Raw genomic sequence first — 14,319 nt, 5'->3', positions numbered from 1 at the left:
ACTGTTCATTCAGTTGTTAGAACTTTTTTTATTTGAAACATTATCGATTATAACTGCGTATAGTTAGTATAGAGAAGGGGGGCAGCGTGTTGAGAGAGGAACCGAAATATCAAATTCCGGAAAAAGGTAAGACGGTTTGGCGTTTGTACGGCATTATTGAAACAATCATTGCCATTATCTTTGCGGGTATCATTAGTTTTTTAACGTTTAAATTTAATTTTCCGCCATTTGTTTATTACATAGCGACTGCGGTTGTAGTCTTAGTTGGCATATTAACGATTTGGTTATTTCCTAATATTCGATGGAAAATTTGGCGTTATGAAGTACGTGAACAAGAAATTGAAATTCAGAGTGGGCTATTTATAGTGAAGCGTACACTCATTCCAATGGTACGTGTCCAACATGTAGATATGGGGCAGGGACCGATATTGAAAAAGTATGATTTAGCGAATATTTCTATTTCTTCGGCAGCTACTACACATATAATTCCGATGCTTGTAACAGCAGATGCAGATGCGCTCCGTGCGAAAATTTCGGAGCTAGCAAAGGTGGCGGAAGATGATGTATAAGTATAAATTACATCCAATTTCCATGGTCATTAATTTCGTTAAAGCATTAAAAGATTTATTGCTACCGATTATCGTGTTATTTATCGCCAATGGTTTTAATATTAATTTCGATATTCATAGTGAAAAATTTTTTGCTGAAATGATTCCCTTATTTATTTTATTATTTTTTGTTGTGTATTCATTGTTAAATGGAATTTTGAAGTGGTGGACGTTTCGCTATTGGTTCGAGGACAATGAATTACGTGTGGAATACGGCTTATTCGTCAAAAAAAAGCGCTATATTCCGTATGATCGCATTCAAAGTTTGAATTACAATGAAGGGATTTTTCATCGTGTTTTTGGCTTAGTACAGGTGATGGTTGAAACAGCGGGTAATAAAACAGGTAAGGCAGAAGCGGAGTTAACAGCCATTACTCGTGAAGCTGCAAACCAGATTGAAAGTGAAATGAAAAAAGTAAAGCATAAGAAAGTTGTGGCACATGAAGATGATATAGCTATAGTACCTGCAGTGCGTGTTATTCATAAAATATCAAACAAAGATTTAGTCGTGCTCGCTACAACATCAAATAGTATTGGGGTTGTATTAGCGGGTGTCATTGCGATTGTATCTCATTTTGCTGAGTATATACCATATGAATGGATATTTGAGGAAGTAGCACATTTGCTTAAATTTGGAATGTTATTAGTAGCGGCACTTGTGTTAATAGCGTTGCTACTCGCATGGGTTGTATCGGTCGTCATTACATTTTTTAATTATTATAGTTTTCTAGTAACAGAGGAAAATAATCGTTTAATAATTACGCGTGGTTTACTTGAGAAAAAACGTATTACAATCCCACTAAATCGAATACAAGCAATTAAAATTGTGGAAAATCCATTTCGACAAATGTTTGGTTTAGCAACGGTTGTTGTTGAAAGTGCAGGCGGTAGCTTTGGCGGGGAAAAGGATAGGCGTATTGTATTATTTCCTCTGATTTCAAAGAAAGAGATGTTTGTACCGTTACAACGATTGTTCCCACATTTGGATTTAACGCTTGTTGATGCGATTCGCCCACCTAAAAAAGCACGCCCATTTTTCTATCGACTTGATTTTATTTGGATGGTGCCGGCAATTTTCGCATTATCGTATTTCTTTTTCCCATATGGCTTATTATCGCTATTAATAATCGTACCAGTATTAGTACTAGGTGTATGGCAGTTTAAAACTGCTCGCTTTAAAATTGTAGATGATCAAATAACGATGTTGTATCGGTCGGTTAGTCGTATAACATTTATTGCTGAAAAACATCGCATCCAAATCGCTCAACGTAGCCAAACGTATTTCCAAAAGAAAAAAGGGGTAGCAACGGCAAAAGTTGTTGTAATGTCTGGCATGAGTGGAGCTGCCGCGAAAGCATATAATATGGATGAAAAGGATATTGATTTACTAATGTCTTGGTATGAGCGGAAATAAAAAAGGGGCTATTCCTAAATAATAAAAAGTAGCGATTCAACAAGGGATTGAATGCTACTTTTTTGCTGTTTAGTCATATATCTTACACTTTAAAATACAGAACTTTCTGAGGAGAATCGTTGGGCCTACTTAAGATGAAAGTGAGCAGATTCTTATGATATTCTATTGTAGGGGTTCATTTCAAAAGGACTTTTAGGAAAAATCCATTATTTATTACGCCAGCGTATCATGTTTTTCGGTTTAAAGTAAAATAGACCGAGAATAAACCCTGCTACAAGACCGCCTAAATGGCTTGTGATATTAATGTTGGATTGTACAAATGTCATAAATACGCTAATTACAATAATTGGGACAATAATTTGACGTAGCTGTGGCATTGTATGGCGTGTATAGTATACGAGTGCACCGAAAGCACCGATAATACCGAAAATCGCACCACTTGCACCAACGCTTGCATACATGGCATCTTCAAATGCAAATGTTGCGGCTCCACCGAAAATACCTGCCAGGAAATAAATTGTTAAAAAGCGCATTTTTCCTGCGATTTTTTCAAGCTCGGGACCAAATAAAAAGAGTGAGAACATATTAAATAAAATATGCATAAAGCCTGCATGTAAAAACATTGATGTAATAACACGCCACCATTCACCCGCAGCGATTAAACCATTGACACTGATACCTGCATAAAAAATTTCATCACCAATACCAGGTATTAGTGTAATAATAAAAATAATGATGTTTACAGCAATAATTGTTGAAACGACTGGATACATCTTAATATACTGACTAAAGCTTTCTCTACGAATAAACATTTTTCCACCTCAACTTGTACTATATTATACATTGTTTATTATAAAGAATGAAAGGGGGAACCCTACTGTGATTAAAGGAATTGGACTAGATCTTGTTGAACTCTCTCGCATAGAAAAGGCAATGCAGCGCTCTGAAAAATTTGTACATCGAATATTAACACCACGTGAGCATGCACTTTTTGTAACGCTATCGCAATCTCGGCAAGTGGAATTTTTAGCAGGACGCTTTGCGGCAAAGGAGGCGTATGCTAAAGCAAATGGCACTGGTATTGGAAAAGGTTGCGAGCTCCAACAAATTGAAATTTTAAAAAATGATGCCGGCGCACCCGAACTTTTTTTCGACAGTGAGCGTGTTGACGGATTTATTAGCATTACGCACACAAATTCAGTTGCGGCTGCACAAGTTGTAATAATGGGATAAGACATATTTTGACGTGTCCATCCATATGTTAAAGTACCAGAGCGAAAGTGGAGAAAGGATGGAATATTGCACTACCGAAAGCTCGTATTAATCATCTTTTGTTGTGTATTCGTGTTAGCCGCTTGTGGCAAGGCATCACAAGAGGAAGTTGTACAAGAAATTGGCGAAAAATGGAACGAAGCAAAAGGTTACGAATTAAGCGCATCGATGGAAATTAAGACAGGCAGTGAACCACGCACATATGACGTCAATGTTTGGCATACGAAGCCGGATTTTTATCGGGTTGAAGTGACAGCGCAAAATGAAAAAGTGACGCAAATGATTGTGCGCAATGAGGAAGGTGTATTTGTTGTAACTCCGGCATTATCCAAAACGTATAAATTCCAAAGCGATTGGCCAAAACAAAATAGCCAAGCCTATTTAATTGGTGCGTTAGCCGAAGATATATTGGCGGATAAAAAGCTACAAATGGAGGATGGAGAAGACTCTTACGTATTTAGTGCTGCAACACGTAATGGTGACAAAACTGGCATGCCAGCACAAGCAATTACAGTCGAAAAGAAATCATTGCTACCACAGCGAGTTGCTATTTTTAATGAAGCTGGTGAAGAACAAATTGCGATTACATTTAAAGAAGTAAAGCTTGGTATTACGCATAAAGCAGAAGAATATGCGGTCGAGAAATTTTTAGAAAATGGAGAAAAAGATACGGCAAGTGCCGATATAGAAAATAAAGAATTCCAAACACATTATCCTATTATTCAATGGGATAATACTAAGATAGTTGAAGAGCAAGCTATAGATGATCAAGGGACAAAGAGAGTTATTTTAACTTATGAAGGTGAAAAGGCATTTACTTTAATGCAACAGCCGGTAGTTATTGAAGACACGAAACTGCCTGTATTTGCACCAGGTGATCCAGCAGATTTAGGATTCGCGATAGGCGCTATTACAGATCATTCGATAAGCTGGGAGAAAGACGGCATTTCATTCTTCATCGCATCAAATAAATTGACGCGTGAAGAAATGATTGAAGTCGCAGCTTCTGTAACAGCCGGAAGTATGAAATAACACGAAATGTCAATCCTAGAAGTAACAGCCCAACAGCACATACATGATTAGTTGAAAGAATACGGTATTTACGGGCAGCTTATTCTCGTGATTACTTCCTTGTTTTCTCTATTAGAAAATCGGGAAATAACTGCCCGTTAATTTTAAAAAGCTTTCTTAACTTTGTTGGACGGTAAAAAATAAAAATCGCAAAATATAGTTTATAAATTATAAAAGAGGGTAATTAAAAAATGGAAAATATTCAATGCTTTCGTCCGACAAAGGCAGTAATTGATTTGCAAGCAATTCGAGATAATGTTGTACACTTAAAAAATATGTTACAACCTGAAGTTCAAATTATTGCCGTTGTAAAAGCAAATGCATACGGTCACGGGGATATAGAGGTAGCGCGTACTGCTATGGAAGCAGGAGCAACTATACTAGCAGTAGCTACCCCGGATGAAGCAGTCCATATGCGCGAATATTTCCCGCAAGTAGGTATTTTAGTATTAGGTGCAACACCGATTTCGTTTGTGCCATATGCAGCAGCAAATGATATTATGTTAGCTGTTTTTTCACAAGAATGGGTCGAACAAGCCGCAAAGCAAAACATTGACCGCTCTTTGAAATTACATATTAAGATTGATACAGGTATGGGGAGAATTGGTGTTTCTACTAGAGACGAATTACAACAATTATACGATGCTATTACTGCAGCATCTCATATGCTTGTAGACGGTGTTTTCACACATTTTGCGACGGCAGATGAAGAAGATACAAAGTACTTTGACAAGCAAGTAAAGATGTTCAAAGATTTTCTACAGCTCCTTCCGAAGAAGCCTCGTCTTGTGCATGTAGCGAATACAGCAACATCACTCATTAAAGATGCATCATTGCAATTCGATGCGGTCCGGTACGGTATTTCGATGTACGGTTTAGCGCCATCCCCGTATGTTGAAACAATTTTACCATTTCCACTACGCCCGGCCTTTTCACTTCAAACAGAACTCGTTTATGTGAAAAAAATAAAGGCAGGTCAATCGGTTGGATATGGGGCAACGTATACGGCAGAAGAAGATTGTTATGTAGGTACATTACCGATTGGCTATGCTGATGGTATGATTCGAAAATTATGTGGACAAAATGTATTAGTGGACGGAAAATTTGCACCGATTATTGGGCGAATTTGTATGGATCAATGTATGATATTACTTCCTACTGCATATAATATCGGAGAGAAAGTTACGCTTATTGGTACACAACAAGGTGTGACGATTTCGATTGATGATTGGGCAGGTAAACTTGAAACAATCAATTATGAAGTACCATGTATTATTACAAACCGAGTGCCGAGAATATACAGCAACTAAAAAATAGTACTTTCGACAAAAACCGGACAAAAAACAAGAATTGTCATTTTTTTAAATTTCTTGTCTTTTCATTGCATGTATTCAATGTTAAAATTAGTATATGAAAAGTAGAAGCTTTGCGGGCTTTGCGGTTTTTTTGGAGGTGCTTGTTGTGTACACGAAAAAATGAATGAAGTAGTTAGCTATTCCAGCGAATTATTAATTGAATTTCAGCAAACGTTTGACCAAAGAAGTTTTCGTGATGGCGAAATGTCGTATGTTTCGAAACGTAAAATTGTGAAACATGCGCAACCAAATCAAATACGGGAAGCTTTAATAAAGGGCTATGTGGAGATGTCGCATATTAATCTGTCTATTTGCAGCGAATGTCTGTATGCAGAGTATGAAGCGGAACATATGGTGGAGCGTCTCGTTAGCGGGAGATGACAAGTTGATTGTGAAGCGTGGAGACGTTTTTTTTGCAGATTTATCACCTGTTGTTGGTTCTGAACAAGGTGGTACAAGACCTGTATTAATTATTCAAAATGATATTGGAAATAGATTTAGCCCAACCGTCATCATTGCAGCAATTACTGCGCAAATTCAAAAAGCAAAATTACCCACACATGTCGAAATCAATGCTAAGAAATATGGCTTTGAACGGGACTCGGTAATTTTGCTCGAGCAATTGCGTACTATTGATAAATCACGATTAACAGATCGGATAACTCAGCTCGATGATGAATTGATGGAAAAGGTAGATTTGGCATTAGGAATTAGTTTAGGCCTCGTAAGTTTTTAATACATAAAAATAAAAACATCGGAACAATTGTTGTTTCGATTTTTTTTATACCCTTTTATTAGGTAATGTTAATTAAATTGTAATCAATTTGTAATTAATTAACATAAATTGATTCCCTTAAATATTAATTTATAGTATGGTAGTGGGGATTGTAAATAATGAATTTTCCGAATATTGCTTATTGATATAGAAGGTAAAATAGCGTTCAATATTTTATCGACAAATAGCGTGGTGTAAAACAGGGAGAATAGTATTTTGGTGAAATATGAAGATACATAAAAAAGCGAGAGGTGAATAGATTAAAAAACGTTGTACAATAGGGCGAATAATATGGAAATATAATCTCCTGACAGAATTGGGGTATGAGAAACATGAGATCTACTGTAGAAATTATCACAGAGTGGGATATTGTAACTGCACGCCAATTAGGACGTAATAAAGCAAAATCTATTGGATTCGGAACAGTAGATCAAGCGCGTATTACGACGGCAGTAAGTGAATTAGCGAGGAATATTTACTTATATGCACATGCAGGAGAAATTATTATAGAAAGATTAGAAAAAGACGGTAGGCAAGGTATTGCAATAACAGCTACAGACAATGGTCCAGGAATTGTTGATATTCGATGTGTGATGGAGGACGGATTTTCTACATCAGGGGGACTTGGAGCGGGCTTGCCTGGGGTGAAGCGTTTAATGGATGGTTTGGAAGTCCAGTCCCGACTAGGAGAAGGGACAACCGTGCGTACAGAAAAATGGCTATGATAGGATGTGGGATTTTTGAATGAACTTCAAATTCAATATAAAAAGATATTAGCAGATTATATTGAAAATCAAACTGAACGAAATTTATATATAGGCCAAAATTTTATTCGCCAATTAATTCAAAAAAAAATAACGCCTGAAGAAGTAATTGGTATGCATAAACACGCAATCGAGGAAATTTCACCCGATTTACCACCTGCAAGTGCACATGGTTATGACTTTTTAATCGAAATTATGGTTCATTTTGGACTTACGTTAAAGGAACGTCAAAGCTTACTAGAGCGGCAGGAAGAGCTGCGAATTGAAATGAATGTAGCTGCGAATATTCAAAATTTGATGTTGAAAACAACTGTCCCAAATACAAATCAAATTGATATTGGTATGGTTTCTATTCCTATTCGCAAAATGAATGGTGATTATGTTCACTTTTTAATGGATGATGATACATATGTAGGAGTTGCTGTTACGGATGTCGTTGGTAAAGGTGTGCCTGCAGCGCTTTGTATGTCTATGGTCAAATATGGGCTTGATACGTTAGAGTATGCAGAAAATAATCCAGCGTATGTATTGGAAGTGCTAAATCGTATTATTGAAAAAAGTGTAGATGATAGTATGTTCGTGTCGATGTTTTACGGTCGCTTTGATATTGTAAATGATTTATTTACATACGGTTCAGCAGGGCATGAACCAGCACTTTACTATAGTTCGGTAGAAGATACTTTTTATGATTTAGAATCAAAAGGATTACTTCTTGGGGTAATGCCCGAAGTTAAATATCCGCAGTTTGAAGTCCAATTACAAAACAATGATTTTATAATTATGATGACGGATGGTGTAACTGAATTTCGAAAAGATGAAACGATTAATTCCCGTGAAATTATAGGGAATCTGGCACGTAGCCTTTGTCACTTAAGCGCGCAACAAATGTGTGAAGCGATTTATGAAGAACTACAAAAGCTTCAGAAGTTTGGTTTGGAAGATGATTTTACTGTTGTAATTTTCAAAAAATGAAAATATTTTAAAAAAATTAGGTTTAAAGTTGTGTGTAAAGGGAAATGTAGTATAGCTTGACTGGAGGTGTCTCATGATGAATGTAAATGTTCAGTTTCGAGAAGATGGAAATGTTACAAGAGGTTTAATTGAAGGAGAAATTGATACGTACACAGCTCCTATTCTACGCGCGGAGCTAGATGCCATTCGTGTCGCAAATGGCATGTTAATTGAGTTGAATTTATCGAAAATTAGTTATATGGATAGTACAGGCTTAGGTATCATAGTAGCTTTCTATAAAAAAGTAACGAAAGAAAATGCTCAATTAAAGCTCGTAGGATTAACGAATCGTTTAGGTCGCCTTTTTGATATTACAGGTTTAAGTGACTTAATGGATATTGAAATGGACAAGAAGGTGGAGTTAAGTTATGAGAGCATTTGACTACATTGAAATTAGAGTTCCTGCAAAGTCGCAATATGCTAGTGTAATTCGTTTGGCTATATCGGGACTTGCGATGCGAATCGGTTTTACTTACGACGAAATTGAAGATTTGAAAATTGCGACAGGCGAAGCGGTTACAAATGTTGTTCATCATGCTTATACTGGCCATGAAGAAGGTGAGATCGTCCTGGGGTGTGCCCTATTTAAAAATAAAATTGAAATTATGGTAGCGGACTATGGCAGTGGCTTTAATTTTGAAGAAATCAAATCAAAAATAGGGCCTTATAATGAAAATGAAAATATTGCCATGTTACGTGAAGGGGGCTTAGGTCTTTATTTAATGGAAGCCTTAATGGATGAGGTAAAGTTAAATAATGAAGGCGGTGTTACTGTTTTCATGACGAAATATGTCACGAGAGAGCAGGTGGTAGAGAATGTCGAAAGAATTACTACCTAAAAATTCTCGACAAGTAGATGTATTCCAATGGATTGTTCAATATCAAGAAGTGCAAGATGATAGTGCACAAACAAGCTTAGTGAACCATTACAGGCAACTCGTTGAATCGATCGCTCGTAAATATTCTCATGGTAAATCTGATTATGATGATATTGTACAAGTAGGTATGTTAGGCTTGCTTGGAGCGATTCGCCGTTTTGACCCTGCGTTTGGTAAAAGCTTTGAAGCGTTTGCTATACCGACTATCATAGGTGAAATTAAACGTTTTTTACGAGATAAAACTTGGGACGTACATGTGCCTCGTCGTATAAAGGAATTAGGATCACGTATTATTAGTACGGTTGAAGCTTTAACAATTGACTATCAACGTCCTCCATCAATTAATGAAATTGCTAGTTATTTAGATGTGCAGGAAGAGGACGTGCTAGAAGCGATGGAATTAGGTCGTAGCTATCAAGCTCTATCCATGGATCATTCAATCGAGCTAGATTCGGATAGCAGTACTATTACGTTATTTGATGTCATCGGCAAAGAAGATGATGGCTTTGAGAGGGCAAACAGACGGATGATTGTTGCAGATGCGATGGACATATTAAATGAGCGCGAAAAACAAATTATTCAACTCACCTACTTAGAACAACTAAGTCAAAAAGAAGCTGGTGAACGTCTCGGTATTTCTCAAATGCACGTTTCGCGTATTCAGCGAAAAGCAATAAAAAAACTACAGGAAGCGATTATATCAAGTGGTAGTCTTTCATTTTAATTTAATAACTAATAAGTCTACTATGAGAATGGTAGACTTATTTTTTTGTTTGGTTCGAGTTAGCTGAACTCGTCCAATGAATGATAATATAGAAGGGGATTAATGGGAAGGACAGTGATGATTGTGGATCAAAATCAAATGTTAAAAATCATTGCAGCAGATACAAATGTGAAACCTCATCAAGTAGAGGCTGTAATAAAGTTGTTAGAGGATAGCAATACCGTGCCTTTTATTGCACGTTATCGAAAGGAAGCGACAGGCTCATTAGATGAGGTGCAAATTAAAGCGATTGAAGACCGCTTTCAGTATTTACAGCAACTTGAAAAAAGAAAAGAAGAAGTACTACGTTTAATCGATGAGCAAGGGAAACTAACAGAAGAATTAAAAACTGCTATTACAGCAGCAACGGTATTGCAACGAGTTGAGGATTTATACCGACCATATAAACAAAAACGCCGTACAAAAGCAACAATAGCGAAAGAAAGTGGCCTTGAGCCGTTAGCTGATATTATGATGCAATTTGGAAAAGAAGATATAGCATTAGTAGCAGAGCGCTTTATCAATCCAGAAAAAGCGGTAGAAACAAGTGAGGATGCGTTGTCTGGAGCCCGTGCAATTTTAGCAGAGCGTTTTGCCGATGATGCGGCAATACGTGACCGTTTACGTAAATTATCATGGCGCGAAGGAAAAGTAGAAACAGCTGAGAAAAATGCGGAAAAGGACGAAAAGCAAGTATTTGAAATGTATTATGCATATGAAGAGCCGGTTAATCGTATTGTGCCACACCGTATTTTAGCGATAAACCGCGGCGAAAAGGAAGACATTTTAAAAGTATCTATTGTTGTGCCAGTAGAGCGCGCTACACAAATAATGGAGAATGAGTGGATTCCGAAAAATAATACATCGTCATCGGTTGTTGAAGTGCAAGCAGCAATAGTTGATAGCTATAAACGTTTAATTCAGCCTTCGATTGAGCGTGAGTTACGTAATGAATTAACAGAAAAAGCTGAGGCCCAAGCAATACACATTTTCTCAGAAAACTTGCGTAATCTATTACTGCAACCACCAATGCGCGGCAAAATGGTACTAGGTGTAGATCCGGCATATCGCACAGGTTGTAAACTAGCTGTAGTGGACGAAACAGGGAAAATGCTAGAAGTGACAGCCATATATCCTCATCCGCCAAAGCCGGATGTTGCTAAAGCAAAGTCGGTTGTTAGTGCAATGTTAGACCGCTATCCAATTAGTATTATTGCTATCGGTAACGGCACAGCTTCGCGTGAAACGGAGCAATTCATAGCCGAAGTATTAAAAGAGCGCGATACAGAAGATGTAGCGTATGTCATTGTCAATGAAGCTGGAGCATCGGTGTACTCTGCTTCAGAAGTAGCCCGTGCGGAATTCCCTGATTTACAAGTAGAACAACGTAGCGCGGTATCGATTGCAAGACGTTTACAGGATCCATTATCAGAACTTGTGAAAATTGAGCCTAAAGCGGTAGGTGTTGGTCAGTACCAGCATGATGTATCACAAAAGCAATTAGCAGAGTCACTTACTTTTATAGTAGAAACGGCTGTAAACCAAGTCGGTGTCGATGTAAATACAGCATCAGCATCGTTATTGCAATACGTATCAGGACTATCAAAAACAGTGGCGGAAAATATTGTGAATGTACGAAGTGAGAATGGCAAATTTACATCACGTGCACAACTGAAAAAAATTCCGCGGTTAGGTGCTAAAACATATGAGCAAGCAATCGGCTTCCTGCGCATTCCGGCGGCGAAAAATCCACTTGATGCGACAGGTATTCACCCCGAAAGCTATAAACTGGCGGAACAAATTTTAGGAGTAGCGAAGTTGTCTAAAAAGGATGTCGGAACAAAAAAAGCAGAAGAAGCGATTGCTGCATTATCGATTGAAGATTTAAGTAAAACACTTGAAGTGGGCGAAGTAACGATTAAAGATATTGTTGATACATTAATGAAGCCATCTCGTGACCCTCGTGATGCCTTCCCGCAGCCATTGTTAAAAACAGATGTATTAAAAATGGAAGATTTGAAAGTAGGAATGGAACTACAAGGCACAGTGCGAAACGTTGTTGATTTTGGTGCCTTTGTCGATATCGGAGTGAAGCAAGACGGACTTGTGCACATTTCAAAATTACAAAAACGTCGTATAAAGCATCCACTTGAAGTAGTAGCGCTTGGGGATATAGTTACTGTTTGGGTTGAAAAAGTAGAAGCGACGAAAGGGCGTATCTCATTGACGATGCTACCACCAGAGCAACAAATTGATTAAACTAAAAAGGCTGTCCATAAGTATGGCTGCCTTATACTTATAAGACTGATGTAGTAAATTTACGCTTTAAATAGTAGTTGATGGGGCGGCACAGCATTTTTACGTGAACAGCGTTAAATGAACAAAGGCTAAAACCGTCACGTTGTGTGACAAAGCCTGTGTAATAACAACCTGTTTCTCCGAGGAGGTTCAGGGCAGTGCTTGAGCCCCATCGAATTTTTAACGATATAATTACCTTTTTTTATAGTAGAGGGTTTTTAGGACAACCCCTTTTTCATGGAGGGAATAAGATGACGGATACAGAGCTACAATTATTAGTAGAAGAATTATCACAGCAATATTTTCAAGTACCATTTTTACATAGAGCATATTTTAATAGTCGCTTAAAAACAACAGGCGGTCGTTATTTATTGCGTACACATAATATTGAGTTGAATAAGCAATTATATGAGCACTTTGGTATTGAGGAGCTGCGGGGTATTATTTTACATGAGCTTTGCCACTATCATTTGCATATTCGAGGGATGGGCTATAAACATCGCGATCAAGATTTCCGATTGCTATTGAAGAAAGTTGGTGCCCCCCGTTTTTGCTCTTCTATAGAAGAAAAGGATAAAAAGCGTATAATAACAATCCACACATATCAATGCATTAATTGTAAACGATTATATAGTAGAAAACGGAAAATGAATGTTAGTAAATACCGCTGTAGTTACTGTAACGGTGCTATTCGATTAATTAACAGTGAAAAATTCGAATGAATTTTATTGATATAAGGTTTGATGAATTAAATGTCGGGTACAATATGTAAATACGTTAGTGTTTTAATCAATGTTTATATTATATAAACGTTGATATAACAGTGTTTTTTGATTTGCGCCATAAGAATTTGATAAAAAAACGAAAAAAGTGTTGACGATGTATAGAGATGTGGCTATAATAATAAAAGTCGACAAGATGAAGTCGATAAGACAACATTATTCCGAAGTAGCTCAGTGGTAGAGCAACCGGCTGTTAACCGGTTGGTCGTAGGTTCGAGTCCTACCTTCGGAGCCATGGCCCGTTGGTCAAGCGGTTAAGACACCGCCCTTTCACGGCGGTAACACGGGTTCGAATCCCGTACGGGTCACCATTTTCATTAATTAAATAACTTACTCAAGTAATGGTCCCGTGGTGTAGCGGTTAACATGCCTGCCTGTCACGCAGGAGATCGCCGGTTCGATCCCGGTCGGGACCGCCATTTGTTGGGGTATAGCCAAGCGGTAAGGCAACGGATTTTGATTCCGTCATGCCTAGGTTCGAATCCTAGTACCCCAGCCACTTTGAGAGCCATTAGCTCAGTTGGTAGAGCATCTGACTTTTAATCAGAGGGTCGAAGGTTCGAGTCCTTCATGGCTCACCACTTTCAATTTGACATATTATCATACTCGTGTATAATAATAAAAGTCTTGCTAATTTGAATGCGGTCGTGGCGGAATGGCAGACGTGCTAGGTTGAGGGCCTAGTGGGGGCAACCCCGTGGAGGTTCAAGTCCTCTCGGCCGCACCAGATAAGTTATAATTTTATTTAGCGCCCGTAGCTCAATTGGATAGAGCGTCTGACTACGGATCAGAAGGTTATGGGTTCGACTCCTGTCGGGCGCGCCATATTAATTTAATCAAATTACGCGGGTGTAGTTTAATGGTAAAACCTCAGCCTTCCAAGCTGATGTCGTGAGTTCGATTCTCATCACCCGCTCCACTGTTTTTTAAAAAAACAGTTGACACGAACCGAATGACATGTTACTATACAAGAGTTACTCATTTGAGTAACGGATGTAACTAAACAACTTTTTTAAAAAAGTTGTTGACACGAACTTCGGTAAGTGTTATGATATAAAAGTTGTCGCCGATAAGTGGCTAACACAATGAACCTTGAAAACTGAACAAGCAAAACGTTAATCAATAAAGTTTCATTTAATTATGAAACAAAAATTTTGGACATCAAAATTGATGCCAGCAAAAATTTGAGCTAATCAAATTTTCTTTTTTATGGAGAGTTTGATCCTGGCTCAGGACGAACGCTGGCGGCGTGCCTAATACATGCAAGTCGAGCGGACGTTTTGTTGGTGCTTGCACCGACAAAACGTTAGCGGCGGACGGGTGAGTAA

The 14,319-nt window shown here is 37.9% G+C and carries 14 protein-coding genes, 8 tRNA genes, 1 rRNA gene and 1 pseudogene; 23 read left to right on the top strand and 1 reads right to left on the bottom strand.

The genetic code is table 11. The annotated features are described in order from the left end of the window. Positions 1 to 89 precede the first annotated feature (89 nt). Both AAFN87_RS15985 and AAFN87_RS15980 read left to right on the top strand, forming a co-directional pair. On the top strand, positions 90 to 569 hold the full coding sequence (locus AAFN87_RS15985) for a PH domain-containing protein (protein WP_347792063.1): 480 nt from the start codon (positions 90 to 92) through the stop codon (positions 567 to 569). Beyond that, the gene (locus AAFN87_RS15980) at positions 559 to 2,022 is read left to right on the top strand and encodes a PH domain-containing protein (protein WP_347792062.1); all 1,464 of its coding nucleotides are present in this window, start codon (positions 559 to 561) and stop codon (positions 2,020 to 2,022) included. The genes AAFN87_RS15985 and AAFN87_RS15980 overlap by 11 nt, the downstream gene beginning before the upstream one ends. Before the next feature lie 206 nt (positions 2,023 to 2,228). Here AAFN87_RS15980 and AAFN87_RS15975 read toward each other — a convergent pair whose 3' ends face one another. Further along, complete coding sequence (locus AAFN87_RS15975) at positions 2,229 to 2,834, bottom strand: rhomboid family intramembrane serine protease (protein WP_347792061.1); 606 nt, start codon at positions 2,832 to 2,834, stop codon at positions 2,229 to 2,231. Between the two features lie 67 nt (positions 2,835 to 2,901). Between AAFN87_RS15975 and acpS the strand changes: the two genes are divergently transcribed. The 21 genes and pseudogenes from acpS to AAFN87_RS15870 all read left to right on the top strand — a co-directional run. Next, positions 2,902 to 3,255: a holo-ACP synthase gene (gene acpS, locus AAFN87_RS15970; protein ID WP_347792060.1), complete on the top strand. Its 354-nt coding sequence runs from the start codon at positions 2,902 to 2,904 to the stop codon at positions 3,253 to 3,255. A gap of 66 nt (positions 3,256 to 3,321) precedes the next feature. Continuing rightward, the gene (locus AAFN87_RS15965; RefSeq protein ID WP_347792059.1) at positions 3,322 to 4,326 is read left to right on the top strand and encodes a LolA family protein; all 1,005 of its coding nucleotides are present in this window, start codon (positions 3,322 to 3,324) and stop codon (positions 4,324 to 4,326) included. A gap of 230 nt (positions 4,327 to 4,556) precedes the next feature. Beyond that, positions 4,557 to 5,675, top strand: a complete 1,119-nt coding sequence (gene alr, locus AAFN87_RS15960; RefSeq protein ID WP_347792058.1) for an alanine racemase — start codon at positions 4,557 to 4,559, stop codon at positions 5,673 to 5,675. Between the two features lie 285 nt (positions 5,676 to 5,960). Further along, positions 5,961 to 6,101, top strand: a pseudogene (locus AAFN87_RS20075) (transcriptional regulator); the annotation flags it as partial. A gap of 4 nt (positions 6,102 to 6,105) precedes the next feature. Beyond that, a complete protein-coding gene (locus tag AAFN87_RS15950; RefSeq protein WP_347792056.1) occupies positions 6,106 to 6,456 on the top strand; it encodes a type II toxin-antitoxin system PemK/MazF family toxin in 351 nt (116 codons plus the stop codon). A 371-nt stretch (positions 6,457 to 6,827) separates the two neighbouring features. Further along, positions 6,828 to 7,220 (top strand): anti-sigma regulatory factor, encoded by a 393-nt coding sequence (locus AAFN87_RS15945; RefSeq protein ID WP_347792055.1) that lies wholly within the window; start codon positions 6,828 to 6,830, stop codon positions 7,218 to 7,220. A gap of 15 nt (positions 7,221 to 7,235) precedes the next feature. Next, positions 7,236 to 8,231, top strand: coding sequence for a PP2C family protein-serine/threonine phosphatase (locus AAFN87_RS15940; RefSeq protein WP_347792054.1), 996 nt, complete (start codon positions 7,236 to 7,238; stop codon positions 8,229 to 8,231). A 76-nt stretch (positions 8,232 to 8,307) separates the two neighbouring features. Continuing rightward, positions 8,308 to 8,652, top strand: coding sequence for an STAS domain-containing protein (locus tag AAFN87_RS15935; RefSeq protein WP_347792221.1), 345 nt, complete (start codon positions 8,308 to 8,310; stop codon positions 8,650 to 8,652). Further along, positions 8,639 to 9,109, top strand: a complete 471-nt coding sequence (gene rsbW, locus AAFN87_RS15930; RefSeq protein WP_347792053.1) for an anti-sigma B factor RsbW — start codon at positions 8,639 to 8,641, stop codon at positions 9,107 to 9,109. Before AAFN87_RS15935 ends, rsbW begins: the two co-directional genes overlap by 14 nt. Further along, positions 9,087 to 9,872: an RNA polymerase sigma factor SigB gene (gene sigB / locus AAFN87_RS15925; protein WP_347792052.1), complete on the top strand. Its 786-nt coding sequence runs from the start codon at positions 9,087 to 9,089 to the stop codon at positions 9,870 to 9,872. The genes rsbW and sigB overlap by 23 nt, the downstream gene beginning before the upstream one ends. A 123-nt stretch (positions 9,873 to 9,995) precedes the next feature. Next, complete coding sequence (locus tag AAFN87_RS15920) at positions 9,996 to 12,170, top strand: Tex family protein (RefSeq protein WP_347792220.1); 2,175 nt, start codon at positions 9,996 to 9,998, stop codon at positions 12,168 to 12,170. Positions 12,171 to 12,460: 290 nt separating this feature from the next. Next, entirely contained in the window at positions 12,461 to 12,931 is a 471-nt protein-coding gene (locus AAFN87_RS15915) for a SprT family protein (protein ID WP_347792051.1), read from the top strand. A gap of 220 nt (positions 12,932 to 13,151) precedes the next feature. Further along, positions 13,152 to 13,226, top strand: a tRNA-Asn gene (locus tag AAFN87_RS15910). A gap of 1 nt (position 13,227) precedes the next feature. Then, positions 13,228 to 13,302 (top strand) — tRNA-Glu (locus AAFN87_RS15905). Between the two features lie 32 nt (positions 13,303 to 13,334). Beyond that, positions 13,335 to 13,410 (top strand) — tRNA-Asp (locus tag AAFN87_RS15900). Positions 13,411 to 13,415: 5 nt separating this feature from the next. Further along, positions 13,416 to 13,490 (top strand) — tRNA-Gln (locus AAFN87_RS15895). Positions 13,491 to 13,496: 6 nt separating this feature from the next. Then, positions 13,497 to 13,572, top strand: a tRNA-Lys gene (locus AAFN87_RS15890). 60 nt (positions 13,573 to 13,632) lie between these two features. After that, positions 13,633 to 13,718: transfer RNA gene (locus AAFN87_RS15885), tRNA-Leu, on the top strand. Between the two features lie 21 nt (positions 13,719 to 13,739). Continuing rightward, positions 13,740 to 13,816, top strand: a tRNA-Arg gene (locus AAFN87_RS15880). 20 nt (positions 13,817 to 13,836) lie between these two features. Next, positions 13,837 to 13,910: transfer RNA gene (locus tag AAFN87_RS15875), tRNA-Gly, on the top strand. 287 nt (positions 13,911 to 14,197) lie between these two features. After that, a 16S ribosomal RNA gene (locus AAFN87_RS15870) occupies positions 14,198 to 14,319 on the top strand; the annotation flags it as partial.

Origin of the sequence: Solibacillus sp. CAU 1738, assembly GCF_039888725.1 — a bacterium.
Lineage (GTDB): Bacteria > Bacillota > Bacilli > Bacillales_A > Planococcaceae > Metasolibacillus.
The sequence above is the reverse complement of the archived record's forward strand: the minus strand, read 5'-3'. Positions and strand labels throughout refer to the sequence as shown.

Coding starts and splice junctions, on each gene's coding strand:
- AAFN87_RS15980 (WP_347792062.1), top strand. CDS start 559: ATGATGTATAAGTATAAATTACATCCAATTTCCATGGTCATTAATTTC.
- AAFN87_RS15975 (WP_347792061.1), bottom strand. CDS start 2,834: ATGTTTATTCGTAGAGAAAGCTTTAGTCAGTATATTAAGATGTATCCA.
- alr (WP_347792058.1), top strand. CDS start 4,557: ATGGAAAATATTCAATGCTTTCGTCCGACAAAGGCAGTAATTGATTTG.
- AAFN87_RS15945 (WP_347792055.1), top strand. CDS start 6,828: ATGAGATCTACTGTAGAAATTATCACAGAGTGGGATATTGTAACTGCA.
- AAFN87_RS15935 (WP_347792221.1), top strand. CDS start 8,308: ATGAATGTAAATGTTCAGTTTCGAGAAGATGGAAATGTTACAAGAGGT.
- rsbW (WP_347792053.1), top strand. CDS start 8,639: ATGAGAGCATTTGACTACATTGAAATTAGAGTTCCTGCAAAGTCGCAA.
- sigB (WP_347792052.1), top strand. CDS start 9,087: ATGTCGAAAGAATTACTACCTAAAAATTCTCGACAAGTAGATGTATTC.
- AAFN87_RS15915 (WP_347792051.1), top strand. CDS start 12,461: ATGACGGATACAGAGCTACAATTATTAGTAGAAGAATTATCACAGCAA.